Source organism: Synechococcus sp. 63AY4M2 (assembly GCF_002760475.1).
Taxonomy (GTDB): domain Bacteria; phylum Cyanobacteriota; class Cyanobacteriia; order Thermostichales; family Thermostichaceae; genus Thermostichus.
The window spans coordinates 411,091-436,000 of the sequence record NZ_AXUX01000001.1 but is presented as its reverse complement, the minus strand read 5'-3'; the positions used below and the strand labels follow the sequence as shown (position 1 = coordinate 436,000).

33 protein-coding genes, 1 pseudogene and 1 riboswitch are annotated in these 24,910 nt (G+C 61.4%); of the genes and pseudogenes, 9 read left to right on the top strand and 25 right to left on the bottom strand.

The features are described from left to right. Window positions 1–10: 10 nt before the first annotated feature. Entirely contained in the window at window positions 11–904 is an 894-nt protein-coding gene (locus tag SYN63AY4M2_RS02000; protein WP_011430024.1) for a PRC-barrel domain-containing protein, read from the top strand. Between the two features lie 172 nt (window positions 905–1,076). Here the strand turns inward: SYN63AY4M2_RS02000 and SYN63AY4M2_RS01995 are convergent, their stop codons facing one another. From SYN63AY4M2_RS01995 to rplC, 23 genes and pseudogenes are all read right to left on the bottom strand, one after another. Further along, on the bottom strand, window positions 1,077–2,057 hold the full coding sequence (locus tag SYN63AY4M2_RS01995) for an alpha/beta fold hydrolase (protein ID WP_011430025.1): 981 nt from the start codon (window positions 2,055–2,057) through the stop codon (window positions 1,077–1,079). 29 nt (window positions 2,058–2,086) lie between these two features. Continuing rightward, window positions 2,087–2,311: a translation initiation factor IF-1 gene (gene infA / locus SYN63AY4M2_RS01990; protein WP_011430026.1), complete on the bottom strand. Its 225-nt coding sequence runs from the start codon at window positions 2,309–2,311 to the stop codon at window positions 2,087–2,089. A 130-nt stretch (window positions 2,312–2,441) separates the two neighbouring features. Continuing rightward, window positions 2,442–3,215 (bottom strand): type I methionyl aminopeptidase, encoded by a 774-nt coding sequence (gene map, locus SYN63AY4M2_RS01985; protein WP_011430027.1) that lies wholly within the window; start codon window positions 3,213–3,215, stop codon window positions 2,442–2,444. A gap of 38 nt (window positions 3,216–3,253) precedes the next feature. Continuing rightward, window positions 3,254–3,835, bottom strand: coding sequence for an adenylate kinase (locus tag SYN63AY4M2_RS01980; RefSeq protein WP_011430028.1), 582 nt, complete (start codon window positions 3,833–3,835; stop codon window positions 3,254–3,256). Next, on the bottom strand, window positions 3,835–5,133 hold the full coding sequence (secY, locus tag SYN63AY4M2_RS01975) for a preprotein translocase subunit SecY (RefSeq protein WP_099812200.1): 1,299 nt from the start codon (window positions 5,131–5,133) through the stop codon (window positions 3,835–3,837). The genes SYN63AY4M2_RS01980 and secY overlap by 1 nt, the downstream gene beginning before the upstream one ends. Window positions 5,134–5,241: 108 nt before the next feature. Further along, window positions 5,242–5,715 carry a 50S ribosomal protein L15 gene (rplO, locus tag SYN63AY4M2_RS01970; protein ID WP_011430030.1) on the bottom strand — a complete coding sequence of 158 codons (474 nt, stop codon included), beginning with the start codon at window positions 5,713–5,715 and terminating at the stop codon, window positions 5,242–5,244. Between the two features lie 23 nt (window positions 5,716–5,738). After that, entirely contained in the window at window positions 5,739–6,275 is a 537-nt protein-coding gene (rpsE, locus tag SYN63AY4M2_RS01965) for a 30S ribosomal protein S5 (RefSeq protein WP_011430031.1), read from the bottom strand. Between the two features lie 18 nt (window positions 6,276–6,293). Then, on the bottom strand, window positions 6,294–6,662 hold the full coding sequence (gene rplR, locus SYN63AY4M2_RS01960; protein WP_011430032.1) for a 50S ribosomal protein L18: 369 nt from the start codon (window positions 6,660–6,662) through the stop codon (window positions 6,294–6,296). A gap of 2 nt (window positions 6,663–6,664) precedes the next feature. Further along, window positions 6,665–7,210, bottom strand: coding sequence for a 50S ribosomal protein L6 (gene rplF, locus SYN63AY4M2_RS01955; RefSeq protein WP_011430033.1), 546 nt, complete (start codon window positions 7,208–7,210; stop codon window positions 6,665–6,667). Window positions 7,211–7,236: 26 nt separating this feature from the next. Continuing rightward, window positions 7,237–7,641: a 30S ribosomal protein S8 gene (gene rpsH / locus SYN63AY4M2_RS01950; RefSeq protein WP_011430034.1), complete on the bottom strand. Its 405-nt coding sequence runs from the start codon at window positions 7,639–7,641 to the stop codon at window positions 7,237–7,239. 60 nt (window positions 7,642–7,701) lie between these two features. Then, window positions 7,702–8,244, bottom strand: a complete 543-nt coding sequence (gene rplE, locus SYN63AY4M2_RS01945) for a 50S ribosomal protein L5 (protein ID WP_011430035.1) — start codon at window positions 8,242–8,244, stop codon at window positions 7,702–7,704. Window positions 8,245–8,300: 56 nt separating this feature from the next. Beyond that, window positions 8,301–8,699, bottom strand: coding sequence for a 50S ribosomal protein L24 (gene rplX / locus SYN63AY4M2_RS01940; protein WP_011430036.1), 399 nt, complete (start codon window positions 8,697–8,699; stop codon window positions 8,301–8,303). Continuing rightward, window positions 8,699–9,067 carry a 50S ribosomal protein L14 gene (rplN, locus tag SYN63AY4M2_RS01935; protein WP_011430037.1) on the bottom strand — a complete coding sequence of 123 codons (369 nt, stop codon included), beginning with the start codon at window positions 9,065–9,067 and terminating at the stop codon, window positions 8,699–8,701. The genes rplX and rplN overlap by 1 nt, the downstream gene beginning before the upstream one ends. Beyond that, a complete protein-coding gene (gene rpsQ / locus SYN63AY4M2_RS01930; RefSeq protein ID WP_011430038.1) occupies window positions 9,064–9,315 on the bottom strand; it encodes a 30S ribosomal protein S17 in 252 nt (83 codons plus the stop codon). The genes rplN and rpsQ overlap by 4 nt, the downstream gene beginning before the upstream one ends. Continuing rightward, complete coding sequence (gene rpmC / locus SYN63AY4M2_RS01925; protein WP_011430039.1) at window positions 9,315–9,551, bottom strand: 50S ribosomal protein L29; 237 nt, start codon at window positions 9,549–9,551, stop codon at window positions 9,315–9,317. The genes rpsQ and rpmC overlap by 1 nt, the downstream gene beginning before the upstream one ends. 17 nt (window positions 9,552–9,568) lie before the next feature. Continuing rightward, the gene (rplP, locus tag SYN63AY4M2_RS01920; protein ID WP_011430040.1) at window positions 9,569–10,045 is read right to left on the bottom strand and encodes a 50S ribosomal protein L16; all 477 of its coding nucleotides are present in this window, start codon (window positions 10,043–10,045) and stop codon (window positions 9,569–9,571) included. A 55-nt stretch (window positions 10,046–10,100) separates the two neighbouring features. Further along, a complete protein-coding gene (gene rpsC, locus SYN63AY4M2_RS01915) occupies window positions 10,101–10,847 on the bottom strand; it encodes a 30S ribosomal protein S3 (protein WP_011430041.1) in 747 nt (248 codons plus the stop codon). Between the two features lie 41 nt (window positions 10,848–10,888). Then, entirely contained in the window at window positions 10,889–11,260 is a 372-nt protein-coding gene (gene rplV, locus SYN63AY4M2_RS01910; RefSeq protein ID WP_011430042.1) for a 50S ribosomal protein L22, read from the bottom strand. Window positions 11,261–11,302: 42 nt separating this feature from the next. After that, window positions 11,303–11,584, bottom strand: a complete 282-nt coding sequence (gene rpsS / locus SYN63AY4M2_RS01905; RefSeq protein WP_011430043.1) for a 30S ribosomal protein S19 — start codon at window positions 11,582–11,584, stop codon at window positions 11,303–11,305. A 78-nt stretch (window positions 11,585–11,662) separates the two neighbouring features. Continuing rightward, complete coding sequence (gene rplB, locus SYN63AY4M2_RS01900; protein WP_011430044.1) at window positions 11,663–12,547, bottom strand: 50S ribosomal protein L2; 885 nt, start codon at window positions 12,545–12,547, stop codon at window positions 11,663–11,665. Between the two features lie 60 nt (window positions 12,548–12,607). Further along, a complete protein-coding gene (locus SYN63AY4M2_RS01895; protein ID WP_011430045.1) occupies window positions 12,608–12,907 on the bottom strand; it encodes a 50S ribosomal protein L23 in 300 nt (99 codons plus the stop codon). A gap of 346 nt (window positions 12,908–13,253) precedes the next feature. Further along, a pseudogene (gene rplD, locus SYN63AY4M2_RS14040) lies at window positions 13,254–13,880 on the bottom strand (50S ribosomal protein L4); the annotation flags it as partial. A 51-nt stretch (window positions 13,881–13,931) separates the two neighbouring features. Continuing rightward, a complete protein-coding gene (gene rplC / locus SYN63AY4M2_RS01885; RefSeq protein WP_011430047.1) occupies window positions 13,932–14,576 on the bottom strand; it encodes a 50S ribosomal protein L3 in 645 nt (214 codons plus the stop codon). Between the two features lie 410 nt (window positions 14,577–14,986). On the opposite strand from rplC, the gene SYN63AY4M2_RS01880 reads away from it, so the two are divergent. The 6 genes from SYN63AY4M2_RS01880 (at window position 14,987) to SYN63AY4M2_RS01855 (ending at window position 19,832) form a co-directional block, all read left to right on the top strand. Continuing rightward, window positions 14,987–17,005: a hypothetical protein gene (locus tag SYN63AY4M2_RS01880; RefSeq protein ID WP_143597406.1), complete on the top strand. Its 2,019-nt coding sequence runs from the start codon at window positions 14,987–14,989 to the stop codon at window positions 17,003–17,005. A gap of 174 nt (window positions 17,006–17,179) precedes the next feature. Beyond that, on the top strand, window positions 17,180–17,680 hold the full coding sequence (locus SYN63AY4M2_RS01875; protein WP_041438233.1) for a tetratricopeptide repeat protein: 501 nt from the start codon (window positions 17,180–17,182) through the stop codon (window positions 17,678–17,680). 9 nt (window positions 17,681–17,689) lie between these two features. Continuing rightward, window positions 17,690–18,034 carry a hypothetical protein gene (locus SYN63AY4M2_RS01870; RefSeq protein WP_099887158.1) on the top strand — a complete coding sequence of 115 codons (345 nt, stop codon included), beginning with the start codon at window positions 17,690–17,692 and terminating at the stop codon, window positions 18,032–18,034. Window positions 18,035–18,043: 9 nt separating this feature from the next. Next, entirely contained in the window at window positions 18,044–18,448 is a 405-nt protein-coding gene (locus tag SYN63AY4M2_RS01865) for a methyltransferase domain-containing protein (protein WP_143597405.1), read from the top strand. Between the two features lie 89 nt (window positions 18,449–18,537). Continuing rightward, window positions 18,538–19,113: a hypothetical protein gene (locus tag SYN63AY4M2_RS01860; protein WP_143596960.1), complete on the top strand. Its 576-nt coding sequence runs from the start codon at window positions 18,538–18,540 to the stop codon at window positions 19,111–19,113. A 167-nt stretch (window positions 19,114–19,280) separates the two neighbouring features. Further along, complete coding sequence (locus tag SYN63AY4M2_RS01855) at window positions 19,281–19,832, top strand: hypothetical protein (RefSeq protein ID WP_011430052.1); 552 nt, start codon at window positions 19,281–19,283, stop codon at window positions 19,830–19,832. Between the two features lie 284 nt (window positions 19,833–20,116). Here SYN63AY4M2_RS01855 and metK read toward each other — a convergent pair whose 3' ends face one another. Further along, window positions 20,117–21,376: a methionine adenosyltransferase gene (metK, locus tag SYN63AY4M2_RS01850; protein WP_041438239.1), complete on the bottom strand. Its 1,260-nt coding sequence runs from the start codon at window positions 21,374–21,376 to the stop codon at window positions 20,117–20,119. A 302-nt stretch (window positions 21,377–21,678) separates the two neighbouring features. Beyond that, window positions 21,679–21,789: riboswitch (SAM riboswitch) on the bottom strand. A 68-nt stretch (window positions 21,790–21,857) separates the two neighbouring features. Next, complete coding sequence (locus SYN63AY4M2_RS01845; RefSeq protein WP_011430055.1) at window positions 21,858–22,226, bottom strand: hypothetical protein; 369 nt, start codon at window positions 22,224–22,226, stop codon at window positions 21,858–21,860. 189 nt (window positions 22,227–22,415) lie between these two features. On the opposite strand from SYN63AY4M2_RS01845, the gene cobO reads away from it, so the two are divergent. Together cobO and SYN63AY4M2_RS01835 are read left to right on the top strand one after the other, a co-directional pair. Beyond that, window positions 22,416–23,102 carry a cob(I)yrinic acid a,c-diamide adenosyltransferase gene (cobO, locus tag SYN63AY4M2_RS01840; protein WP_011430056.1) on the top strand — a complete coding sequence of 229 codons (687 nt, stop codon included), beginning with the start codon at window positions 22,416–22,418 and terminating at the stop codon, window positions 23,100–23,102. A 17-nt stretch (window positions 23,103–23,119) separates the two neighbouring features. Further along, on the top strand, window positions 23,120–24,526 hold the full coding sequence (locus SYN63AY4M2_RS01835; protein ID WP_099812197.1) for a cobyrinate a,c-diamide synthase: 1,407 nt from the start codon (window positions 23,120–23,122) through the stop codon (window positions 24,524–24,526). The last annotated feature ends 384 nt before the right edge of the window (window positions 24,527–24,910 follow it).

The following is a 24,910-nucleotide window of genomic DNA, read 5'->3' as shown; positions in this document are numbered from 1 at the left end:
GGAAACCACCATGACGACTGGGAAAGAATCTGTTGCGCTGGTGCGATCAGAGGTTCGTCGGCGGTCACAGGTTCTGGGAACGCAGGTGATCAGCCAAGCCAATGCCGCCCGGCTTGGAGTAGTTAGCGAAGTTTGGGCAGATCTGGAAGCTAGGCAAGTCCTGGTGCTAGGAGTGCTGGAAAAGGCCTTTGCCGGATCGCCGCGTTTTCTGGAGCTGCGGCAGGTCACGGCCCTAGGACAAGACGCCATCCTCGTCCCCAGCGATGAAGTCTTCGAGGACTTGGAGTTGGAGGGTCTCAGCCGGGTAGTCGGCAGCGAGGTGATTACCGAAGAAGGGATCCGCCTTGGAAAAGTCAAAGATTTCGAATTCAACTCCGTCTCCGGCCTAATCACCGGTTTGATCCTCTCCAACCTCGGCCTGACCTTTTTGCCCGGCTTTATCCTCAGCACCTACCTGCTCTCTGCTGATGAAATCGTCTCCATCGGCGGCGATCGCCTCATCGTGGCCGATGGCGCCGAAACCCGCCTAGCCCAACTGACCAAAGGGATCTTGGAAACCCTCGGCCTGGGCAAGCCCTCCTGGCTGGTCGACACTGGCTCCGCCCCCGCCCTGCCCAGGGCCGTTGATGAACCTGCCGTCGAGGAAAACTACGAGGAAGTATACGACGAAGAATACGAGGGCGAAGAAGAGGAATATCCCGAAGCAGAGCCTGAACCCCAGGCCGAGGCGGCGCCTCCTCGTCGGCCCGAGCCTGCTCCTGCTGCCGAGCAGCCAGAATGGGAGCAAGAGTACGTCAAAGCAGAAGCCCCCCCTTCCGAGCCAGCTCCTGACTCTGCCCCGGCCGCTCCCAGCTCCCCTTTGGATAGGGACCCCTGGGAGGAGAATACCGGGGAGCCAACCTGAGCTCTGAGCCCGGCTTCGCTCCTCTCTCCCAAAGTGACGGCCTAGGGGTGACCCCATGTCAGCCGGAGCGCCTGAGCCTGAGAACTCTTCCTGGATTGGAAAAAACCAGACTGACCGGACAGTCGCCGCAAAAAGTCGGCAAAGGCGTGAGTTTTCCCTGCTCGGGGATCCCCTAGGTTGGCAGGGCAGGATCGGCCTCGGCCAAAAAGCGCAAAGCCACCGATAAAAAAGCTTGCGGCGCTTCGATGTGGGGAAAAGCAGCCCCTGGCAGTCGATAGATCGGCACCTCTGGGCGCAAGGCACGATACCGCTCCGCCTGTTCTGATCCAGTAAGGCGGTTGTTTTCTCCCCAGACCAGAGCCATCGGCTTGTCCACCACGCGAAAGTCCTCCTGAATGGGCAAGTTAAGCTTGCCGGTCAAAAAAGAACGGGGGGCAAATTGGGCCCCCGCCTGGTGGGCCGCCTGATAGTAGTAGTCCACCACCGCCTCATCCAGAGCGTACCCAGGGGAGAACAGGCTCTGCTCCGTAAATAGACGTACACTCCAGGGGGTGGTGATGACGTTGTAAAAGGCCAGCCCCAAAACCGGCAAGCTGAGAAGACCATACACCGCCTCAGCCAAAGGGATCCCTAGCGCCTCGGGGACAAGGCTGTTGTCTCCTAGAGGGGCGATGAGCAGCAGCTTCTGCCAGTGCTGAGGCTGCAGCCGGGCCGAGCGCAGCACAAACCCTGCCGAGAGAGAATTGGCAATGGCGTGGCAGGGGCGCCCGATCACCTGGCCGACAAAATCCCCGATCATCCGGACATATAGGTGGCCGGTGTACTCCAGATCGGGGCGCTCCGAGTTGCCCCAACCCAACAAATCCAAAGCGTAAACCTGATAGTGCTGGCCCAACTCCGCCATCACGGCGCGAAACTCGTAGCTGGAAGAGCCGGCCCCGATGCCGTGCAGCAGCAACAAGGGCTGGCCGGATCCCGCAACCTTGTAAAACAGACGGTGGCCGCGCCAAAAATAGTGCCTCTCCTCCCCCGGCAAGAGGCTGGGCAGAGGCTGGGTTCGAGAAGCGATCCAGGCGTTGAGCACGGCCAGGGCACTTACCCCGCCGGCCGCAACCCAGAGGCCGGTTTTGAGAACTTGGCTCAGCTCCTTCATGCTCAGCGGCCCCAGCTAAGGCCAGACGGCTACTTTTTCTTGAGGCGGTAAGTGATGCGCCCTTTGTTCAGGTCATAGGGGCTGAGCTCTACCTTGACCCGGTCGCCGGGCAAGATCTTGATGTAGTTGCGGCGGATCTTGCCGGAGATGTGGGCAAGGACGTTAAAGCCGTTGTCCAGGTCCACCCGGAACATGGCGTTGGGCAAGGACTCGGTAACCACCCCTTCCACTTCAATGGCGTCTTCTTTAGACAAGGAACCCTCCTTAAAAAACAACACAACAGAAATATCGATAGGAAACCCGCCCTGTTAAGAGCGAGTTAAGAGCCGAAACAATACTCCACCTCTTCTATCCTAGCCGTTGCCGCCCTTCAGCAAGGGATCCCTAGGACTGAAAAGGGGTGCGATCCGTCAAAATCTCAGCCCCAGAGTCCGTGATCAAGACCGTGTGCTCAAACTGGGCCGACCAAGAGCCGTCCACCGTCACCACCGTCCAGCCATCCGAGAGCACCCGCGTGGCCTCTCCCCCTGCATTCACCATCGGCTCGATTGCCACCGTCATGCCGGAGCGCAGCTTGGGATTGGGAAGGTCGCGGGTGCGGTAGTGGGGAAACTGCGGCTCCTCGTGCAAGTTGCGCCCCACGCCGTGGCCGACGTACTGCTTCACCACGGAGTAGCCCCGCCCCTGGATGTAGTCCTCGATGGCGCCTGAGACATCCTGCAGCCAGACGCCGTGGCGCACGTGGTCAATGCCCGTCTGCAGCGCTTTGGCCGCTGTGTCGATCAGGTCGCGGGCGGCATCGCCGAGGGGCTCCAGGCCAATGGTGATGCAAGAGTCGGCATGCCAGCCTTCGACCATGGCGCCAAAATCCACCTTGACGATGTCCCCCGGCTGCACCACTTTGCGGGGGCTGGGGATCCCGTGTACCACCTCATGGTTGACGCTGACACAGACACAGGCGGGAAAGCCGTAGTAGCCCTTGAAGCTGGGCAGGGCATTCAACTCCGCTACCCGCCGCTCGGCATAGGCATCGATGTCTGCCGTTGTCCAGCCTGGCTCCAGACACTCGGCAATTTCCTGCAGCACCTGGGCCACCACCCGCCCGGCCCGCCGCATCTTCTCCACCTCCCGGCGGGACTTGATCTCAATGAGCTGCATGCCCCGCCGCGGGGAGAGATTTCCCGCCCCCGTCTTGATCACGCTGTCCTCCTGAAGCCTTCCAAGAGAGCCCGCAGATGTTCTTGTACCGATTCCATCGGCTGGTTGCCATCGATCCGTCGCAGACGACCCCTGGCCTCGTAAAAGTCGATCAGCGGAGCCGTCTGCTCCCGATACACCTGCAAGCGTTTGAGGATCACCGCCTCATCGGCATCGTCGCTGCGCCCCTGCTCCTTGCCGCGGGCCAACAGCCGTGCCACCACCACGTCGTCCGGCACTTCCAGGTTGAGAACGTGGTCGTAGTCTTGCCCCAACTCCCGCAACAGCTCTTCTAAAGCCTCCGCCTGCGCCAGGGTGCGGGGGAAGCCGTCCAGGATCCAGCCCTGCGCTGGCGAGTGTTGCAACTGGCCCTTCACCATCCCAATTAACACCTCGTCAGGCACCAGCTCTCCCGCATCCATGTACACCTTAGCCTGGCACCCCAGCGGCGTTTGGGCTTTCACCTCTGCCCGCAGCAGGTCGCCTGTAGAAATTTTGGGCGTGTGGTAGATCGCTGCCAGCCGCTCTGCCTGGGTGCCCTTGCCCGCTCCCGGCGGCCCCAAAAAGATTAACCTCGGCACTATTGCTTGACCATCCCTTCGTAACGCTGCGAAATGACGTAGGTCTGGATCTGTTTGGAGGTCTCGATCGCCACCCCCACCAGGATCAGCAGCGAAGTTGCCCCCAAGCCCTGAAAAGTGGTGATGCCGGTCGCCCGCTCCACCGTCGTCGGGATGATGGCCACCGCACACAAGAACAAGGCCCCCAGCAGGGTCAGCCGGTTGAGGATCCCTTCGATGTACTCAGCAGTGGCCTTGCCCGGGCGGACTCCCGGAATGCTGGCCCCCATCTTCTTCAGGTTCTGCGCCAGATCCACCGGGTTAATGATCAAAGAGGCGTAGAAATAGCTGAAGAGGAGGATCAGCACGAAGTAGAAGGGAATGTAAAACCAAGAGGTAGGGGCCAAAAGGTTGGCCACCTGCACCAAAGTCAGGTTCTGGGTGTACTGGGCCAAGGCAAAGGGCAGGGACATCACCGAGTAGGCGAAGATGATCGGCATCACGCCCCCCTGGTTTAGCCGCAGGGGCAGGTAGCTCTTCTGCTCACGGAATAGCTTGTTGCCCACCTGGCGCTTGGCGTAGACAATAGGGATTTTGCGGCTGCCCTCCTGGACGAAGACAATGCCGACAATGGTGGCTAGGAAGACGGCCATCAACACCAAGATGCCGCCGATGGTGCTGCTATCAGCACGGGCTAGGCTGATGGTCTGGCCCAGAGCGCGGGGCAGCGTGGCGACAATGTTGACGAAGATCAACAGCGACGGCCCACTGCCCACCCCCTTCTCCGTGATCATCTCCCCCAACCACATGACAAACATGGAACCTGCCGTCAGGGCCAGGGTGGTGGAGGCCACAAAGGCCAACTCGTTGCTGGTGTTGGCGAACTCCCGCACCCAGAAGGAGATGCCGATGCCCTGGATGATGGCCCAAATCAGGGTAACGTAGCGGGTGTACTGGGAAATCTGTCGCCGCCCCTGCTCCCCCTCGTTTTTCTGCAGGTTCTCCAGGGCCGGAATGGCCGAGACCAGCAGTTGCATGATGATGGAGGCGTTGATGAAAGGCAGGATGCCGAGGGCGAAGATCCCCAAAGCGGAGATACCGCCGCCCGAGAAGACATCCAGAAAGCCAAACACAGGACTGTTGGCGGCTTCGGCGGCAAAGCGAGCTCGGTCAATACTGGGGATGGGAATGTAAATGCCCAGCCGCACCAACAGCAACAGGCCTAGGGTAAGAAACAGACGTCTGCGCAGGCCAGAAGCCATGGCCATCTGCATGAAGGTCTCTTGGGCGGAGGGAGCGGAGCCTCGTGGGTCAGCCATAAATCTAGAAAACCTCGCGGAAGGGAAAGGCAAGGTGAGCTATTTACCACTCTACGCTGCCGGTGGGAAAGTCGGCAAAATAGAGAAGCTGCAAACTGCAGCCCAATTTTAGGATCCAGCGGAAGCAGTCTGGGATCCCACGAGCTCCACCCGACCCCCGGCTGCCTCGACCTTGGCTCGGGCTGAGGGGGTGATGGCAGCCGCTCTGATCGTCAGGGGCACGCCCACTTCCCCGTCTCCCAAGATCTTCAGCGGGCCATCGTTGGTGGTCACGATCCCCAAATCCATCAAGCTTTCCAAGCTGACCTCGCTGCCAGCGGGCAACTTGGCCAAAGCGCGCAGGTTGATCAGGGTGTACTGGGGGCGCCGCACGTAGCGGGGGAAGTGCTTGAGCTTGGGCAGCCGCCGATAGAGGGGGGTCTGGCCTCCCTCAAAGCCGGGCCGGGGACCGCCTCCTTTGCGCGCCTTCTGTCCCCGCATTCCCTTGCCACAGGAGGCTCCCTGTCCAGCAGCGATGCCACGGCCCAGGCGTCGTCGCCGCCGCGTCGAACCTGGTTGGGGGCGAATGTCTTCTAGTCGCATACTGACCTCCGGCTAACTTGCTGTTACTTACCAAACAGGCGGCGCACGTCGATCCCTCTATCTTCAGCTACCTGCTCAAAGGTGCGCATCCGCCGCAGCGCGTCAATGGTGGCACGGGCGTTGTTGAGGGGGTTGCTGGATCCCAGTTGCTTAGCCAGACTGTTGCGCACGCCCGCCAGCTCCAGAACCGTGCGCACCGCTCCCCCGGCGATGACCCCTGTCCCGGGAGCTGCCGGCATCACCAGGACAGTGGCCCCACCGCCTGATCCCCGCATGGGATGGGGTACAGACAGACCCTTGGTGAGGGGCACTTCGATTAGGTGCTTTTTGCCATCCACAACTCCTTTGCGCACAGCCCCGATGACGTCGTTGGCTTTGCCCACGCCAACCCCCACCTGGCCGCGCTCGTTGCCCACCACCACCACGGCCCGGAAGCTCAGCTTTTTGCCGCCCTTAACTACTTTGGTGACGCGCCGGATCTGGATGACCCGCTCCTGCCACTCGCTAGTCTGCTCTTCGCGGCTCTTTTTGCTTCTGCGACGTTCTCTTTGCTCAGCCATATGCCATCTCCTCAGGGCCTAGAACTGTAAGCCTGCTTCGCGGGCGGCTTCCGCCAGGGCCTGGACACGCCCGTGGTAGAGCTTGCCGCCGCGGTCGAACACCACTTGACAAATGCCTGCCTGTAAGGCCCGTTGGGCGACGGAGCGACCCACCACGGCGGCAGCCTCTCGGGTGGCCGTGCCAATGTCTTTGAAGGCTTCCCGCAGCTCCCTGTCCAGCGTGGAGGCAGAGACTAAAGTGTGCTGGGCTACATCGTCGATCACCTGGGCGTAGATGTGGCGATGGGAGCGAAACACGGCCAAACGGGGCCGCTCGGGCGTCCCGAAGACCTTGCGGCGAATGCGGCGATGGCGACGTTGGGTGGCAGCTTTGCGAGTGATTTTCATAGCTACTTCTTGGCCTTCCCGGATTTACCTGCTTTGCGACGAACCTGTTCCCCTACATAGCGAATCCCTTTGCCCTTGTAGGGCTCTGGCGGACGGACGGCCCGAATCCGCGCCGCCGTGTTGCCCACCAGCTCTTTGTCGATACCTGAGACGACGATGACGTTGTTGCCCTCAACCGCTATTTGGATCCCTGGCGGGAAAGGGATCTCCACTGGGTGGCTGTAGCCAACGTTCAAGATTAACTTGTTGCCCTGGGTGGAAGCCCGGTAGCCCACACCCACCAATTCCAGCCTGCGCTCAAATCCCCTAGATACGCCGTCCACCATGTTGGCAACCAAGGTGCGGCAGAGGCCGTGCAGTTGGCGGGCCGGGCGAGACTCGTTGACCCGGCTGACCTTGAGCGTCTGGGCTTCTTGATGCACCGCAATCAAGGGGGGCAAACTGCGAGACAGTTCTCCCTTCGGGCCTTTTACCGAGATCTGCTGCCCCTCGATCTGAACCTCTACCTTGGCAGGAAGGGCGATGGGGCGTTTGCCAATGCGAGACATGGGCCAACTCCTGGCAAGAGAACAACTCAATAGACGTAGCAGAGCACTTCGCCGCCGATGCCCTGCTTGCGAGCATCCCGGTCGGTCATGATGCCGTTGGAGGTGGAGATGATGGCAATCCCAATTCCTCCCAACACCCGAGGCAGTTCTTTGTGGTTGCAGTAAACTCGCAGCCCGGGCCGGCTCACCCGCTTCAGGCCATTGATGATCGGCTTACGACCTTTGCCCTTGTACTTCAACCGCAACACAAGCTGAGCGTGGATCCCTTCTCCCTCTTCCTTCCAGTCGCTCACAAAACCTTCCTCATGAAGAACGCGAGCGATGCTGCGGGTCATGCGTGTGGCCGGGACCGCCACCGATTCATGCCGAGCCATGGTGGCATTGCGAATGCGGGTGAGCATGTCGGCGATCGTGTCGTTGGTGTGGGCCATGGGTGGGTCGGTGCTCCTCGGAAGATCGATCAAGTCGAGACAATTGCAGATGGGCAAACCTTAAGAGGCAAAGGGCATGCCAAACTCTTTGAGCAGGGCACGGCCCTCTTCGTCGGTTTCGGCGGTGGTCACAATGGAGATGTCCATACCTCTGATCTGGTCTACAGAGTCGTAGTTGATTTCGGGGAAGATCAGTTGCTCGCGAATACCAAGGGTGTAGTTGCCCCGCCCATCAAAAGATTTGGGGCTGACGCCACGGAAGTCGCGGATACGAGGGAGGGCAATGTTGATCAGCCGATCCAAAAACGCGTACATGCGCTCCCGCCGCAGGGTCACCATCAGGCCAACCGGCATGCCCTTGCGGATTTTGAAACTGGCAATCGCCTTTTTGGCGCGGGTAATCACCGGACGCTGGCCCGTGATGGCGCTGATCTCGGCGATGGAGGATTCCAGGGCCTTGGCGTTTTGGGAGGCATCTCCCAGGCCGCGATTGATCACGATCTTTTCCAGACGCGGCACCTGATGGATGTTGGTGTAGCCCAACTCTTTTTGCAGCTTGGGAACGATGACGGTGTTGTAGAGGATTTGCAGACGCTGGGGCATGGTCGGTTCTCCTGGGGGCTCTGGGCTGGGTCAGAGCTCTATCGAAAAAGGGACGGCTAGTCGAGGATCTCGCCGGTTTTCTTGAGGACACGGACTTTGCGGCCATCGGCGGTGATTTGATAGCCAATACGGCTGGCCACTTCCTGCTTCTTGGAATAGAGCATCACCTTGCAGGCGTGGATCGGGGCTTCTTTGGTCTCGATGCGACCACTTTCGCCTTCCCGTTGCGGCTTGCGGTGGTAGGTTACTATGTTTACCCCTTCCACCAAGACCATGTTGCGTTCGGGAAAAACCTGCAACACCTCGCCGATTTTGCCTTTGTCGTCGCCGGAGATCACCTGGACGGTATCTCCCTTCTTGATGCGCATTTTGTAGCGTAGGCTGTTGCGGTGCTTGCGAACGCCGGTCTGCCGAATCAGCCGTCGAATTTGGCTGGGCTTGAGGGGACGAACCATTACAGAACCTCCGGGGCAAGGGAGATGATCTTGGTGAAGTTTTTCTCCCGCAGCTCGCGGGCTACAGGGCCGAAAACGCGGGTTCCGCGGGGGTTGCCGTCGTCGTTGATGATCACGGCAGCGTTGTCGTCGAAGCGGATGCACATGCCGTCGGGGCGGCGTACCGTATCGACGGTGCGGATGACCACAGCCTTGACGACGTCGGATTTTTTGACCGGCATATTGGGCAGGGCGTCTTTGACGACGCCAACGATCACATCTCCCAGGCTGGCGTAGCGACGGCCACTGCTGCCCAGGACGCGGATGCACATCAGCTTGCGGGCGCCGGTGTTGTCAGCTACCGTTAACATGGTCTGCTGCTGAATCATAGTTTCTTGACCTCCCGTATGATTTCGGCCACTCGCCAACGCTTGGTGCGGCTGAGGGGACGGGTTTCCGTAATGCGCACCAGATCCCCTTCTTGACAGCGGTTCTCTTCGTCGTGGGCCTTAAACTTTTTGGTTTTGACGACGATTTTGCCGTATTTGGGGTGGGCAACCCGGTTTTCCACAGCAACGACCACTGTCTTTTGCATCTTGTTGCTGACGACAACGCCGATCTTTTCGCGAGCAGGCATTACTCCTCCTTCTGGGTCTGAGTTGAGGACAAGGACTTGCCGCGCTTGCGCTCTGACTCAACGGTCAGCAGTTGGGCCAGCTTGTGTTTGCGCAGGCGAATGAGATGGGGCTGGTTCAACTGCCGCGTGGCCTGCTGCAAACGCAGCTCGAACAGCTCTTTCTTGACGGCGTAGATCTCCTGGCTCAATTCTTCGTCGGATAGGGCGCGAGCGTCGGCAATTTTAGGCATGGGCATGGCTCAACTCTCCTCCCTCAAATAGCGCTGGCTGCTACTTCTGTTGTTTCTGGAGCTGCTTTCTGAACAGGTTCCGGCTCCTCAAAGTTAGCCTTGGTTACAAACTTGACTTTGATCGGCAGCTTTTGGGCGGCAAGGCGCATCGCCTCTCGGGCTGTGGCTTCAGGAACTCCTCCCATCTCGAAGAGGATACGGCCCGGCTTGACGACGCAAACCCAGTATTCGGGGTTGCCTTTGCCGGATCCCATGCGGGTTTCGGCAGGCCGTTGGGTAACGGGCTTGTCGGGAAAGATGCGGATCCAGATTTGGCCTCCCCGCCGGACGTAGCGGGCCATGGCCCGACGGCTGGCCTCGATCTGCCGCGCGGTGATCCAGGCGGGTTCTAGAGCCACAAGGCCGTATTCCCCAAAGTTGATGCGGTTGCCGCGAGTCGCTTTGCCTTTCATGCGCCCGCGCTGTTGCTTGCGGTATTTGGTTCGTTTGGGGCTTAACATGGCCGTTCCTTAAATCAACTGCGATGGGGATCCCTGGATTTTCGGGTGCTGGCCCTCAGGCCTCCACTGCTGAGCGGTCTTCAAAAGTGGGCCGCCGCCGCTGCTGCCGCCGCTTGGGCTGTTGCAGGGGAACTTTTTGTTCGGGCCGTTCCTGCCCGGGGAGAACTTCTCCTTTGAAAACCCAGACCTTGACCCCAATGACACCAAAGGTGGTCTGAGCGATGTGGTCGGCATAGTCGATATCTGCCCGCAGGGTGTGCAAAGGGATCCGCCCTTCCCGGGTCCATTCGGTGCGGGCGATCTCGGCTCCGTTCAGCCGCCCGGCAATTTGAATTTTGATCCCTTGCACCCCCGCCCGCTGGGCCCGCTGGATGACCTGGCGCACGATGCGGCGAAAGGCGATCCGCCGCTCCAACTGCTGGGCGATGTTTTCTGCCAGCAAAACCGCCTCGGCATCGGCACGGGTGACCTCTACTACATTGATGCGAATGGTTCGCTCGGGGCTACCGTGTGAGCTCAGCTCTTTCTGCAGGCCCTGGCGCAGGGCGTCGAGGCCGGATCCTCCACGACCAACCACCACTCCAGGGCGAGCGGCTCGGATCTCGAGGTCGATCTGATCCGCTTTGCGTTCAATTTGAATGTCGGCCAGGCCGGCGCTGCTCAACTGCTTGGTCAGGTAGGCGCGGATGAGATCGTCCTCTCGCAGCAGGGCTGGGTAGCGAGCTGGATCGGCAAACCAGCGGCTGCGATGTTCCTTAATAACGCCGAGGCGGAAACCGGTGGGGTGAATCTTCTGTCCCATGGTGGTGTCAGTTGAGGGGTAAAGTCTGGGGGTACAGGCGTCTAGGAGGCCGTCGCCGCTTCAGGTTCTATGGGCCGGACGGCGATGGTAATGTGGCAGGTGCGCTTGCGGATTGGGTAGGCACGACCTTGGGCGCGGGGGCGAAATCGCTTCAGCGTCGGCCCCTGGTCAGCGTAGGCCTTGCTGATGACCAGGTCCCGAGGATCCAGGCCGTTGTTGTGTTCGGCATTGGCCACCGCCGAGCGCAGCACCTTGCGAACCGGCTCACAGGCGGCGTAGGGCATGAACTCCAACAGGATCAGGGCATCGGCATAGGTGCGCCCCCGGATCTGGTTCAGCACGCGCCGCACCTTATAGGGGGACATGCGGATGTAGCGAGCTACCGCTTTGATTTCAGGGGATGGATCGGCCATGGCGCTCTCCTAGCTTATTGCCTCTTCTGTTCGTTGCTGGACTTAACGGCGGGCAGCTTTTTTGTCACTGCCCGCGTGGCCGCGAAAGGTACGGGTGGGGACGAACTCCCCCAGCTTGTGGCCCACCATCTGATCGGTGATGTAGATGGGCACGTGCTGCTTGCCGTTGTGCACGGCGATGGTGTGGCCGATCATGACGGGCAGGATGGTGCTGGCTCGCGACCAGGTTTTGATCATGTGCTTCTCATTGCGCTCGTTCATCTTCTCGATTTTGAGAAGCAGCTTGGCATCGACAAAAGGGCCTTTTTTGAGTGAACGTCCCATAGCAACCTCAACAGTCTGGCAAGCTGGTAAGGGTCGAAAGAAAAAGAAAATTCAGGGGCGCAGCAGATGGCCGGACTCTTATTGAGCGGCCCTCCCGCTCTTGTCCCGGCGGCCGCCACGACGGCGACCGCGCACGATGAACTTGTTGCTGGGTTTGTTGCGTTTGCGGGTTTTGTATCCCAGGGTGGGCTTGCCCCAGGGGGTGACAGGGGTGCTGCGGCCGATGGGGGCTTTTCCTTCCCCACCGCCATGGGGGTGATCGACAGGGTTCATCACCGAGCCGCGCACGTGGGGACGGCGACCTAGCCAGCGGCTACGCCCCGCTTTGCCGAGGCTGAGGTTGCTGTGGTCAACATTTCCCACTTGGCCGATGGTGGCGTAGCACTCGCCTCGGATCATGCGGACTTCGCCGGAGGGCAGCTTGAGGGAGACATACTTGCCCTCTTTGGCTACTACTTGGGCGCCGGCCCCGGCGGCGCGAACAATTTGCCCACCGCGGCCGGGATACAGCTCCACGTTGTGAACCACCGTCCCCAGCGGGATCCGCTCCAGGGGCATGGCGTTGCCAAGCTCAAAGGGGGCATCGGGCCCCGCCATAATGGTGGCTCCCACCTCGAGGTTGCGGGGAGCGAGGATGTATCGCTTCTCGCCATCTTCGTATTCCACCAAGCAGATGCGGGCGCTGCGGTTGGGATCGTACTCGATGGTCTTGACGGTGGCCGGGATCCCGCGCTTGTCGCGGCGGAAGTCGATGATGCGGTAGAGCCGCTTGTGGCCGCCGCCTCGGTGGCGGCAGGTGATGACGCCGCGGTTGTTGCGCCCTTTTTTGCGGTGGATGAATTGCAGCAGCGACTTCTCCGGTCTGGGCCGCTTGCCGTTTTCGTCCCGCGACAGCTCCTCGAAGTTGGAGACCGTCATGTGGCGGGTGCTGGGGGTATAGGGTCGGAAGGTACGAATGCCCATGGCTCGAGGGGGGGTGAAGGACGGGTGGCAATAAAACTCGAAGCGGGAAGAGGGGTTTGGTTAGGTGTCGGGGAAGAGGGTGATGGAGTCGCCTTCGGCCAAGGTCACGATGGCTCGCTTGGGACGGCTGCGATAGCCGACAGAACGGCCTACCCGCCGCTGCTTGCGGGGCAGTTTAAGGGTGTTGACGGCGGTGACCCGCACCCCAAACATCTCCTCGACGGCAGCTCGGATGAGCGGCTTGGTGGCAGTGGGCATCACTTCAAAGACGTATTTGCGCTGTTCCATCAGGGCAGTTGCCTTTTCGGTGATGACGGGACGCAACAGGACATCGGCCAGGATCCGCTTGCTCTCAGTCATTGTCTTCCTCCTCTGCTGCGGCTGTTTCGGCCTCCTCGCCAGCTGGCGGCTGGGCAAGGGGCTCTGCTTCTTGGGCTAGTTCCGCTTGTCCCTGAACTTCTCGCTCTTGTGCTTGGGCCAGCTCTTCTTCCTGGGTTTCCTGAACTTGTGGGTTTGCTAGAGCTACTTGATTAGCCTGATCAGCCTGCGCCGGGGGAGCCTCTGGCTGGGCTTGAGCTTCTGCTTGCTCTTCCTGCTCCTGGCTTTGACCTTCTGCTTGTTCGACTGGCCGAGCTTCTCGCTCTGCCGCCTGAGCCTGATCTTCAAGGCGATCGGCTTGGGTTGGAGCTGCTGCTGCCGCGCCGGATCCCCAGCGGGCCTTGAGCTTCTCCAGGGCAGAGGTGGTAATCAGCACCCAATCGACGTTGAGCAGATCAAAGACATTGAGCTGATCCAGGCCGATCAGCTTGACGCGGGCGATGTTGCGTACGGCTCGCTCGACGGCTTCCGAGCGCTCGGCGACGATAAGCAGTGCCGACTGATCCTCCATCACCCCCCAGCGCAGCAGAGCTTGGGCCACGGCGCGAGTCTTGGGCGGGTTGAGCTGATCCTGGAAATCTTCCACCACGATCAGGTCTTCCACCCGGCTTTGCAGGGCAGTGCGCAGAGCCAGTTGCCGCTCTTTGCGGTTCATGGCCAGGTTGTACTCCCGCTTGCGGGGGCCGAAGATCACTCCACCCTTGCGCCAAAGGGGGGAGCGAATGGAGCCGGCGCGGGCCCGGCCGGTGCCTTTTTGCCTCCAGGGCTTGCGGCCGCCACCGCGCACCTCAGCCCGGGTCTTGGTGTGGGCGTTGCCTTGGCGGGCGTTGGTCATCTGCCGGCGAAGAGCTAGATAGAGGATGTGGGAGGCCGTTTCGGGACGGGCAACTTTGAGGCTTAGCTCCGCGCTGCCCACCGTTTCCCCTTGCCAATTTTTCACCACACAACTTGCCATGGTTTCCTCGTCTTTGCAGATGCTGGTCAGCCTTTGCCAGGGATCCCTTTCCTAGCGTTTGTTGCCCACCTGCTTGGCAGGGGTAATCTCCAGCAGCCCCCCTTCCACGCCGGGCACAGAGCCCTTGATGATCAGCAAGTTCCGCTCCGGATCCACCTGCACCAACTGCAGTTTGCGAATGGTGACGCGGCAGCCTCCCATCCGGCCCGCCATGCGTAGCCCCGGAAACACGCGGCCAGGGGTTGTGCCGGCGCCAACAGAACCCGGTCGGCGGTGGTTCTTGGAGCCGTGAGACATGGGGCCGCGACCAAAGTGGTGCCGCTTCTGGTAGCCGGCAAACCCCCGCCCGATGGAAGTGCCGGCTACATCCAGCAACTGGCCCGGAGAGAAGATCTCGACGGTGATCTTTTGCCCCAACTGGTAAGCTTCTGGCTGGTCGACCCGGAACTCGCGCAGGTGGCGCAGCAGCTCCGTCACCCCCGCTTTGCTCAGGTGGCCCCGCTGGGCTCGCGTGAGGTGCTTTTCGGCGGTGGGCCAGTAGCCCAACTGCACGGCGTTGTAGCCGTCTGTGGCTTGGGTCTTGATCTGGGTTACCGTGCAAGGCCCCGCCTGCACGACCGTAACCGGAATGGCCAACCCTTCCGGAGAGAAGATCTGGGTCATGCCGACTTTTCTTCCAAGGATGCCAAGCGCCACGAGAACCTCCTCTCGAGCCTCTGCGACTCGCTTCTGTCAGCTTGCAACTGGCTCAATGAGCCGGATCCAGGCAGCAACGGCGCGGCAGCAGGAAGCTCAGGACTAGCTGAGGCTGCCCGCTCAGGCGAAAAAGCAACGAAAAGGAATCTTTGGATCCCCGCAGGCCAAACAGCGCCAGCAGCGCTGCTCCCTTTGCTTAATTCACCCTCAAATCACACGCCAAACTGCTTTCAAAGACTGCTCAGACTTACCTGCAAAGAGGCAGTATCTGGTTTAGCAGTACGCTAGGTTGCCGAGAGCCGTCGTCAGAGCGGGCGGACTTAATTGGCAACAGTAGTACATCATAATGAGGTGAAGACCTGTTTGTCCAGATTTTGCCGAGAAAATGGCTCGGTCGGGGGGCAGCGACTGTGAAAGCCGCTCTGGTGGGCGAAAAGAGCTATCGACGGCAAGAGCCACCTCCTTTTAGGAGTGTGATGGGGTGGGCGGGCAGCGGGCTGACCCAGGCTTGTGTAGATCGCTACCTGGATTTGTTGCGGGCGGGATCCGATCCGGGCCGGATCTTGTTTTTGGTGCGCAGCCAGCGGCAGGCAGAGGGGGTGTTGCGGCGCTTACAGCAGCTCAGCTCGAGCTGGGTGGGCCCGTGGCGGATCGAGACGTTTTTGCAGCGGGTGGGGCGCTCTCTGGCCGATCACTGGCCGCAGGTGTGCGAGCGGGTTCCCCAGTTGCCGCGCTCGTTTGAGCCAATTCCCTTGGCCAAGGATCTGGCCCAATTTCTCTGTGGGCGAGCCTGTGCTTTGTGTCCGCGGCATGGGGAGGTCTTTGCCGATCTTGGGCTGGAGGAGTTCCAGATTTGGGATCAGATCAGCAGCGCTGCCTATATTGCGGGGGCTTCGGGTTTGGCGGCGGAAGCGGTGGGATCCCGGCTGGCGGCGGCCTGGCCGGCGGAGGGGGATCCGGGGCGGGCAGAGGCCTTGCAGGCGATGGGCTGTTGTGTGGAGCGGCTGTGGGAGGTGGGGTTGCGGCTGGGATCCCTGGACTTCGGCCTGCAAATCCGGCTGTTTGGCGAGCACATCCTGCCGCTGGCGGAGTTTTGGCAGGAGTGGGATCACCTGATCGTGGATCAGGCGGAGGACAGTTGCGGGGTGGCGCTGGAGTTTTACCGGCAAGGGCAAGCCCATCTGCAAAGCCAGTTTTTCAGCTATACCATCGGCGGCGGGGTCTCTTTGACGGGGATCCCAGAGGCCGTGGCTCGCTTTCTGAGGGAAAACACCCAGGTTCAGCTTCTGGAGGGGAGCTACCGCGGCTCAGCCGGCATGATCCGCCTGGGACTGCAGATTGCGCGGGTGCTGGATCCGCGGTTTGACCATCCCCTGACGGAGCCTCTGGCAGAGAGGCTGCCAAGGGTGCAGGTGCTGGAGGGCGAGACCCAATTCGCGGCGGTGGAGGCGATGGTTGCCCAGATCCGGCAGCTTTTGCGGGCCGGGATCCCGGCCTCTCGCATCGCCGTCCTGCTGCCTCGCATGGATGCGGGGGTGAGCTTGAGCTTGCAGGAGCAGTTGCCGGAGGTCTTGCCGATCGCCCCTTTCCCGGCGTTGATCCGCTACCCACTGGTGCGGGCTTTGCTGACGGCGGCGGAAGTGGCCCATCCCGAGTGGGGAGCTTTTCCCACCTTGCCGGCCTGGCGACTGCTCCTGGGCAGGGTGTTGGATCTGGATCCCATCCGGGCGGCTTTGCTGGCCGAAGATACCCTTGACCCGGTAGGGCGTTCCCTGCGGCCCAAGACCGCCGTGCGACAGCCGGAGCGGGTGGGGTTTGCCAACCTGGAGCGCTACCAGAAGCTGCTGGATTGGCTGCGCAGCTACCGCGGCGGGCCCTCCCTGGCCGCTTTCTTCCAGCGGTTTTTCGCCGAGCACCTAGCCCAGGGGATGGATTTGCCCCAAGACCAAGAGCTGCTGCAAGCGCTGATCGACGCGGCACAACGGTTTCGCCGGGCCTTTCCTGCGGAAGAGGATCGTGCCTTTTTGGCCATGATCCGCTCGGGACAAACCCCCAGCAACAGCCGCTTCGAGCCCGACTATTCCCGCTACCTCGTGGTGGCGACGCCGGTGGCCTATATCAACCGAGGTTTGCAGGCGGATTATCAGTTCTGGTTCGACATCACGAATCCGCTTTGGTCCCGTTCTCTTTGGCGTGTGCTTTACAACAGCCGTGTGCTGACGCCGGAGTGGGATGGGGAGGTTTTCAATGCAGCCCAAGACCTACAGGCACGTCACCAAATCCTGGCTCGCACGCTGCTCAACCTCTGTTGCCGAACTCGGAAGGGGCTGTGGCTGGTGCGCTCCACTTTTAACTACCGCGGCGAAGAGAACACCGGCATGTTGGATTACCTCATTTTAAAGGCCGCGAAGGCCATGGCCACAGCCTGAGAGGAGCAACCTTACACCCATCCCAAGCGGCAACCAGACCCAGGTTCCAGAGCATAGCGAAGCTGTCTGTTGTGTCGATCCCCAACTGGGGAGTGCTCAAGATTGTCGCCAATTTGGAATGCCCCTATCGTGGGCATATCGTGAGAGAAAGCTAGGTTCTCCTACACTGGGGAGATGGCTAAGGGCTTTGGAAAACCGGCGAAAAAACAGCCGCTCCTCTCGGCCCGACAGGCGGCAGGCCGCTTCCGGCGGGGGGAATGGGCTGGCTGCCGGCAGCTCTGTGAGCAGATCCTCGCCGCTGCCGACCGGTCTGATCTGGAAGAGGCCATTGCCTTGACGCAAGCCCATGCTCTTTTGGGGCGCATCGAGGAGGGATCCGGTCGCTACCCTGCCGCCATGCTGCACTACCAACAGGCCATCGTGGCCTGTCCCCCTGCTGCTCCCGCCAGCTTGGCCGCTGAGGTTCATGCGCTGCTGGGGGGAGTACTGCGGCAGATGGGCGAGAAAAAGCAGGCGCAACGGCTCTTCGAGCAAGCCCTGGCCCGGGATCCAGCGCTGCTGATGGCGCGGGTGGGGCTGGCCGACCTGCTGCAGATGCGAGGAGAATACGAGGCGGCTCTGGCCCATTATTTGCAGGCCTGGCAGGGATCCCAGCAAGAGGCAGACATTCCTTAGCAGATCGGCATGGGCTTTTGGAAGCAGGGACAAGTGGAGGTGGCCAGCTCTTGGTTTCGGCGGGCGCTCGCCCTGCAGCCCGAACACAGCGATGCCCGCTACATGCTGGCCATTGTGGGGGAGCTGCCCCTGCCCGACAGGACTCCTCCGGAGTGGGTGCGACGTCTATTTGACGAATATGCGCCCCGCTTTGAGCAGCATTTGCTGGAAAAACTGAACTACCAGGGGCCACAGGCTGTGCGGCAAGGGATCCTGGCTGCCGCAGGGGGAGCGTCTCCTTGGTTTGAGCGGGCGCTGGATCTGGGCTGTGGCACCGGCCTGGCGGGATCCCAGGTGCGCTCCTGCGTTGGATAGTTGCGGGGTGTGGATCTCTCCGCCCGCATGGTGGAGATTGCCCGGCAAAAGGGCATCTACGACCACCTGATTCAGGGGGACTTGCTGGAGCTGCTGCAGCAGACCTCAGAGCGCTACGACTTGCTCCTGGCGGCAGATGTGTTTATCTATCTGGGGGATCTGGCCCAGGTCTTGCCGGCCTGTGGGCGGGTGCTCAATCCCGGCGGGCTTTTGGCCTTCACCGTCGAGCAGGGATCCGCCCCCGGCTACGAGCTGGGATCCACCACGGGGCGCTCTGCCCACTCCGCCGCCTACGTGCTGCAGCAGGCAGAACGGGCAGGGCTGGATCCCGTCTATCACCAGAACTTTACCCTGCGGCGAGAGGGAGAAACCGACGTGCCCGGAGCCGTGTGGTGTTTACGTCGGCAGCCGTGATCGAAAGCGGCTGGCCCGAAATGGCTGTAGGCCCTCTATCCGCGCCCGGAAAGAATCGAGTAGAGTGGGGGCGCCCGCCTGGATTTGGATTGGGTTTTTATGAATCCGGACACCCCGCCTGCTGCGCCCTCGTCCCGCCGCTTCCCCGTTCGTCCTGTGGCAACGCTGGCCCTCGCCGCCGGCCTCCTGGCGGGGCCTACGCCCTTCTGCAGCGGCTACGGCTGCAGATGCACCGGGATCTGATCCTCTATCGGTACGCCGCTTTCTCCGGCTATGGAGATGTGACAGCGTTCGATCCCGGCCCAAGCGACCGCTGGTTTCCGCTCACCTACCCCGTATTGGCTCGCTGGGGAGGATCCGCCGACCCAAGCCGCCGCAGCTACGCCTTTGACACGCCGCTGCCCGACTACGTGGATCCCGGCGACCCTGGAGATCGCTACTTTCTGGAAGCCAAAGCCTTGCGGGACGGCTATGCCCGCCAGGCAATCTACGCCGGCAATGAGCTGCTGGCCCGCTTCCCGCAGAGCCGCTATGCCGGGGATGTGCTCATGAGTCTGGACGGCCTGACGGGAGAGGCTGCCTTCCTAGGGCGGCTGCTGGCGCAATTTCCCGACAGCGATCGCGCTCTGGAGGCAGCGCTGGGGCTGGGGCCTGTTGACCACTGAGTCTTCACCGTACTGCAGCTTCATGGCCTCTTCACAGAGCCTGCATGGAAGGCCAACAGCGGCATCCTCTGACGGGAGCTGTCTTGCGGGATCCGGGGATAAGGCTTTATCTCCCTTTTATCTCGCCGGATCTGGGTTAGCCTTGGGTTGAGTGTCCTTGGGCCCTGATGGATCCCGCGACCTTTTTGGAGCGCTACGGGTTTGAGCTAGAGGGGCAAGCCAGTCAGGCCTGGGTGGAGCGCTGGAGCAAACAGTTCCCAGCCTCTTGGATCCCGGCGGCCCTGCTGGAAGCCCTCTACCAGGGTCGCTACAAGGCCACCTCTGTGGAACAGATCCTCCGCCTCTGGCAGCGCCGTGGCGCTCCTCACCTCACCTTTCCCCCCGAAATCAGCCAATCCCTGTGGCGGGAACAACAGGAGCTGATCCGGTCTTTAGTCTCGACTGCCACCAGCTCTTTTGCCCGCCCTCCCTCACCGCTCCCAGCCCCGCTCAGGAGAGGATCCCTCTTCTCCGGAGAATCGGCCATTTCTCTCGACTTGTTGTTGGATGAGCTGCAGGATCTCCCGCCCAAGCTGCGCCACCTGCTCGTTCATGTTCATCCTGCCCCGCCGACCTCCTCGGCGGCTCGCGCTGGTGGGACGGAGCTTTTGGTAACTTTGGAGCTGCAGCTTGCCGACCCTGTGGATCCTGACCAGCCATCCCAAGGGCAGCCTGGGTGAGTTTGCGATTTTGCCTCAGGGATCCTTGCCATCACAAACTCCGGCCTGCTCCCACCCCAGCAGAGCTTGGCGGGATGGGGGATAGGAGTGTCAGGTCTAGTCAAGACTGGCGTTGAAGGTCAAGCTCCCGCCATAGCCTATCAGGGCTGAGCGGGAGTTCTCGACGCCAGGCTCCACGGCGGCAGTGAACTGGCTGTGCACAGCCTATCCTGCCGGAGCTATCCCACTTGTCGAGCAACTGCACCAGGGCAGGCATTGAGCCCAGCCTGTCCCCCTTGATCCCCCTAGCCTAGGATGGCGGTCGCCCCGGCGAAAGCTTCCTCCCGCAGCAGGGCAGCCTTATCCGTGCGCTCCCAGGGCAGATCCAGATGGGTTTGCCCGAAGTGCCCGTAGACCGCCACGTTTTGATAGAAGCGCCCTCCCCTTTGGCGGGGCAACTCTCGCAGTTGGAACTGCGCCAGAATGGCCGCCGGCCTCAGGTCGAAGTGGCGCTGCACCAGCCGCAGCAGAGCTTCATCGGGGATGCGGCCGGTGCCAAAAGTTTCCACCAAAAGGTTGATGGGACGAGCCACCCCAATGGCGTAGCTGACCTGCACCTCGCATTTTTGCGCCAGGCCGGCGGCCACGATGTTCTTGGCCACATAGCGGGCGGCATAGGCGGCGCTGCGATCCACCTTGGTGGGATCCTTGCCGGAGAAGGCCCCGCCCCCGTGGCGGGAATAGCCGCCGTAGGTATCGACGATGATCTTGCGTCCGGTCAGGCCGGCATCCCCCTGGGGTCCGCCGATGACGAACTTGCCGGTGGGATTGGTGAGGAAGCGGGTGTTGCCATCGGGTTTGATGGGCAGCTCGGCAAACACCGGCTGCACCACCGCCTCCCAGAGATCGGCGCGGATCCGCTCCTGCACCGCTGCCTCTTCTGTAATGGCACCGATGGTCGGCGTGTGCTGGGTAGAGATCAGCAGGGTGTGAATGCCCACCGGCCGCCCCTCCTCATAGGCCACAGTCACCTGCGTTTTGCCATCCGGACGCAGGTAGGGCAGGGTGCCGTTTTTGCGAACCGCGGCCAACTGGCGGCTGAGGCGGTGGGCCAAGCTGATGGGCAGTGGCATCAACTCGGGGGTTTCGTCGCAGGCGAAGCCAAACATCAAGCCCTGATCCCCGGCCCCGATCAAGTCGAATTCATCTTCCTGAGATGTGCGACTTTCCAGAGCCAAGTTCACCCCCTGGGCGATGTCGGGGGATTGTTCATCGAAAGCCACCAACACCGCGCAGCTTTCTGCAGAGAAGCCGTTCTTGGCGTCGGTATAGCCAATTTCGGCCACCTTGTCCCGCACCAGTCGGGTGAAGTTGACATGCGCCTGCGAGGTGATCTCCCCGGTCAGGATCACCATGCCTGTATTCACCACCACCTCTGCCGCCACTCGACTTAAGGGATCCGCCGTCAAGAGGGCATCCACGATGGCGTCAGAGATCTGGTCGCAAATTTTGTCGGGGTGCCCTTCTGTCACCGACTCTGAGGAAAACAAAAACGACTTGGACAACGAACCTCTCCTTAAGACGAAACAGATACAACCAAGAACTGCCCAGAAAGCAGAGCCTGCTGCTGCCGTTCATCATCCGCCGGCCTGAGCAGGGATCCCTTCCACCTCAGCCGAGCAGAAGAACAGACCTAGGCCGTGGCCGACGCAGGAGCAAGAGCGCCGTATCGCACCGAGGACTTTGCCGCCGAAGCAATAGAGCCTCGCTCCGCTGCTGCAACCAGAGCTATTGGGAAGCGCTAAAGGGCGAAGTCGTCAGAAAAGTCCCCCTGGCAAGAGGACTGTCCTCTAGAGAAAGCTTTATTCCTTTATCTTTCGGTTACTGACTAACCGCAGGAGTTGGCACCGTAGCGGAGGCTTCCGCCGGTTGCCGCAGCTTCGTTGGGCCTGATCCCTCAGTCTGCTCTGGATAAAGAACGGAACTTGTCCTTATCGTACCCCTAACCTCGACGCATTTGTCAAAAAAATGGTTGCTGAGTGAGCCTCAGTCCAACAGCTTCTGCCACCAGTCGGTGGACTGGGCGGCCCTGAGAAAAAAGACGCTGGCCAAGCCCAAGGGAAAGAGGACGCCGAGAAAACCGACCGTCCCCAGCGCCCAAGCTAGGCGATGCAGGTGTCTTTTGCTGGCAGCGCCCGCGGCTGTTTCTGCCAAGACGGCCAACATCGATCCCAAAGCCGCCAACAGGGATCCACCCAGCCCAGCCAGATAGGCGGGCCCCAGCCACGGCTGCAACTGGGCAGCAGAGGCAATTTCCAGGCGTGGCAAGACTTGAAAACACCCTATCGCCAGCACGGCCCAGATGAAAGAGTACATCAGCAGGCTATCTCGAAAAGCGGCAGCCGGCTCTTTCATGATCCCAGCCCAATTGGGGATGAGTATGCAGCAAAACCCAACTTCTGGCTTGACAGGGATCCTAACCCATCTGCCCCAACTCTCCTGAAACCTGAAAACCTGAAAGCCAGATTAGGATGAAGAGCAGTCTGCTGAGCGAAAACTTCGGCCTGCCAGACCCCTCCTGCGGCTTCCCAACCCTCCATAGCCATGCCCCCCTCTCCCCTGCCGGAAACGCCCGGATCCCTGCCCACCTCGGCCCCCGAGCCGGAAGCCGAACAAAACCGGCGACACCGCCAAAGGATGCAACGCCGCCAGCAGATCCAGCGGCAGCGCCTGGCGAGCATGCGCGACGACAAGGGCTTGGTGATCATCTATACGGGGCAGGGCAAGGGCAAGAGCACAGCGGCCTTCGGCACCCTCTTCCGTGCCCTCGGCCAAGGGTTATCGGTGGGGGTGGTGCAATTTATCAAGGGGGCCTGGGATCCGGGCGAAGCCAAATTGTTGCGCAAGTTGGCCGCCCATCCCGAGCTGGAGCTGGGGAAAATTGCCTTTTACGCCATGGGGGAGGGCTTTACCTGGGAAACTCAGGATCGGGAGCGGGATATCGCCCACGCGCAGGCGGCCTGGGAAAAGGGGCGGGAGCTGTTCAGCAGCGGCGAGTACCACCTGGTGCTCCTCGATGAGATCAATGTTGCCCTCAAGCTGGGGTATCTCTCCCTGGAGCAGGTGTTGGCCGGCCTGGCCGAGAAACCGGAGCGAGTGCACGTGATCCTAACTGGGCGGGGCGCGCCGGCAGGCCTGATCGAGCGGGCCGACTTGGTTACCGAGATGACCTTGATCAAGCATCCCTTTCGCGACCAAGGGATCAAAGCGCAAATCGGCATCGAGTTCTAGTCCTTGGGTGGGGCAAGATGGCCATTCTGCTGGCGGCAGCCACAAGCGGCAGCGGCAAGACCACCGTCACGTTGGCTCTGTTGGCCGCCCTGCGGCGGCGGGGCCTGCGCATCCAGCCCTTCAAGGTGGGGCCTGACTACATCGATCCCCTGTTCCACACGGCGGTGAGCGGGATCCCCTGTCGTAACTTGGATCCCTTTTTAACCGATGAGAACTTTGTGCAGCGCTGCTTTCGCCACCACTGCCAGGGCAAAGATGGGGCAATTGTAGAGGGGGTGATGGGCCTCTTCGATGGGCGGGCGCCCGCATCCCCGCCAGATCCCACGAGCAGAACGGAGCCCTTTTTTGCCAGCAGCGCCCATGTGGCCCGCCTGCTGGGGATCCCCGTGGTGCTGGTCATCGACGGCAGCGGCATGGGAATGACAGTGGCCGCTTTGCTCTACGGCCTGAGCCGCTTCGATCCCGGCCTGGCCATCGCCGGCGTCATTTTCAACCAGGTGGCCTCGGAGCGGCACGGCCAGATTTTACAGCAAGCGGCGGCAGCGGTAGGGATCCCGGTTTTGGGCCAATTGCCCCGCCGTGAGGATCTGCGCCTGCCCAGCCGCCACCTGGGGCTGGTGCCCGTCTCAGAGCTGGATCACTTCCCCCACTGGCAGGAGGCCTGGGCCGACCTGGCCGAGCAGCACCTGAATTGGGACAAGCTGCTGCCGCTGATTCGAACGCTTCCCCCGGCAGCAGGAGAGCTATGGCCAGGGATCCCCTCTCTCGCGGAAAGGACTCCGTCCCGCCACCGTGAACGGGTTCGGGTAGGGGTGGCCCAAGACGCCGCCTTTAACTTCTACTACGCCGACAACTTGGACTTGCTGCGGGCCTGTGGCGCCGAGCTGCTGGCGTACTCTCCCCTGCAGGTGGGGCTGTGGCCGCCGGATCCCTGCGACGGCCTGCTCTTGGGGGGCGGGTTCCCAGAACTGTTTGCCGCCACCCTCTCTGAGAAAATAGCCCGACAGCCACCGCCGCCCGCCCACCCACCCCTGTATGCCGAATGCGGCGGACTGATGGTGCTGGGACGATCTCTCACCGATTTGCAGGGAAAGACCTACCCCATGGCCGGGCTGCTGCCCATCACGGTGGACATGGGCAGCCGGCTGTGTCTGGGCTACCGCGAGGCCACTGTTTTGCGCCCCACCCTGCTGGTCGAGGCCGGGGATCGCCTACGCGGGCACGAATTTCACCGCTCCCGCAGCACCCCCACCTCCCCCAGCCCAATCTACAGCTGGGGATCCCCGCCCCACCGGGAAGGCTGGGCCGGCCAGCGCCTGCACGCCTCCTATCTGCACCTTCACTGGGGATCCCGTCCCGATCTGGCAGTGCGGCTACTCCAGAATTTCTTAAGAATTGCTCAAGGCGCTCCTGATCCCGCTTAAAATAAAGCAGCGATGCAGCCCCAGTCTCCCGTTGCTGCGTCCGCCTTAGCCGCTTTCCGGCAATTGTCTAAAAAAGCTGCCGCCCTGCTCTGGAAGCAGATTCAAAGCAGATCAGTGAAAAGATCGCCATTCAGGGTTCAAAATCCGCTCCGATAGCAGGCTTCAGCGATCCCCAACTGCTTTGAGACTCTTTGAGCAATCAGTCTCCCTTCTTCCCAATCCCCAGGCCACAGCATCGAGTGTTTCCCTCTAGTTATCCGTGATATTCCTCAGCCTTTTCCCACCACAATTCCTCGGGAACCTACCCTACCTCCATCCGTCTGTAAGACCTAGCCCACTTGACCTCGCAAACGGGTCAACCCTTTCTAGACGTGCCACAATCGT

Excerpts from the sequence above, each read along its gene's own strand:
- SYN63AY4M2_RS02000 (WP_011430024.1), top strand. The coding sequence starts at position 11 with ATGACGACTGGGAAAGAATCTGTTGCGCTGGTGCGATCAGAGGTTCGT.
- SYN63AY4M2_RS01995 (WP_011430025.1), bottom strand. The coding sequence starts at position 2,057 with ATGAAGGAGCTGAGCCAAGTTCTCAAAACCGGCCTCTGGGTTGCGGCC.
- map (WP_011430027.1), bottom strand. The coding sequence starts at position 3,215 with ATGCAGCTCATTGAGATCAAGTCCCGCCGGGAGGTGGAGAAGATGCGG.
- secY (WP_099812200.1), bottom strand. The coding sequence starts at position 5,133 with ATGGCTGACCCACGAGGCTCCGCTCCCTCCGCCCAAGAGACCTTCATG.
- rplO (WP_011430030.1), bottom strand. The coding sequence starts at position 5,715 with ATGCGACTAGAAGACATTCGCCCCCAACCAGGTTCGACGCGGCGGCGA.
- rpsE (WP_011430031.1), bottom strand. The coding sequence starts at position 6,275 with ATGGCTGAGCAAAGAGAACGTCGCAGAAGCAAAAAGAGCCGCGAAGAG.
- rplR (WP_011430032.1), bottom strand. The coding sequence starts at position 6,662 with ATGAAAATCACTCGCAAAGCTGCCACCCAACGTCGCCATCGCCGCATT.
- rplF (WP_011430033.1), bottom strand. The coding sequence starts at position 7,210 with ATGTCTCGCATTGGCAAACGCCCCATCGCCCTTCCTGCCAAGGTAGAG.
- rpsH (WP_011430034.1), bottom strand. The coding sequence starts at position 7,641 with ATGGCCCACACCAACGACACGATCGCCGACATGCTCACCCGCATTCGC.
- rplE (WP_011430035.1), bottom strand. The coding sequence starts at position 8,244 with ATGCCCCAGCGTCTGCAAATCCTCTACAACACCGTCATCGTTCCCAAG.
- rplX (WP_011430036.1), bottom strand. The coding sequence starts at position 8,699 with ATGGTTCGTCCCCTCAAGCCCAGCCAAATTCGACGGCTGATTCGGCAG.
- rplN (WP_011430037.1), bottom strand. The coding sequence starts at position 9,067 with ATGATTCAGCAGCAGACCATGTTAACGGTAGCTGACAACACCGGCGCC.
- rpsQ (WP_011430038.1), bottom strand. The coding sequence starts at position 9,315 with ATGCCTGCTCGCGAAAAGATCGGCGTTGTCGTCAGCAACAAGATGCAA.
- rpmC (WP_011430039.1), bottom strand. The coding sequence starts at position 9,551 with ATGCCCATGCCTAAAATTGCCGACGCTCGCGCCCTATCCGACGAAGAA.
- rplP (WP_011430040.1), bottom strand. The coding sequence starts at position 10,045 with ATGTTAAGCCCCAAACGAACCAAATACCGCAAGCAACAGCGCGGGCGC.
- rpsC (WP_011430041.1), bottom strand. The coding sequence starts at position 10,847 with ATGGGACAGAAGATTCACCCCACCGGTTTCCGCCTCGGCGTTATTAAG.
- rplV (WP_011430042.1), bottom strand. The coding sequence starts at position 11,260 with ATGGCCGATCCATCCCCTGAAATCAAAGCGGTAGCTCGCTACATCCGC.
- rpsS (WP_011430043.1), bottom strand. The coding sequence starts at position 11,584 with ATGGGACGTTCACTCAAAAAAGGCCCTTTTGTCGATGCCAAGCTGCTT.
- rplB (WP_011430044.1), bottom strand. The coding sequence starts at position 12,547 with ATGGGCATTCGTACCTTCCGACCCTATACCCCCAGCACCCGCCACATG.
- SYN63AY4M2_RS01895 (WP_011430045.1), bottom strand. The coding sequence starts at position 12,907 with ATGACTGAGAGCAAGCGGATCCTGGCCGATGTCCTGTTGCGTCCCGTC.
- SYN63AY4M2_RS01875 (WP_041438233.1), top strand. The coding sequence starts at position 17,180 with ATGGCTAAGGGCTTTGGAAAACCGGCGAAAAAACAGCCGCTCCTCTCG.
- SYN63AY4M2_RS01870 (WP_099887158.1), top strand. The coding sequence starts at position 17,690 with ATGGGCTTTTGGAAGCAGGGACAAGTGGAGGTGGCCAGCTCTTGGTTT.
- SYN63AY4M2_RS01855 (WP_011430052.1), top strand. The coding sequence starts at position 19,281 with ATGGATCCCGCGACCTTTTTGGAGCGCTACGGGTTTGAGCTAGAGGGG.
- SYN63AY4M2_RS01845 (WP_011430055.1), bottom strand. The coding sequence starts at position 22,226 with ATGAAAGAGCCGGCTGCCGCTTTTCGAGATAGCCTGCTGATGTACTCT.
- cobO (WP_011430056.1), top strand. The coding sequence starts at position 22,416 with ATGCCCCCCTCTCCCCTGCCGGAAACGCCCGGATCCCTGCCCACCTCG.
- SYN63AY4M2_RS01835 (WP_099812197.1), top strand. The coding sequence starts at position 23,120 with ATGGCCATTCTGCTGGCGGCAGCCACAAGCGGCAGCGGCAAGACCACC.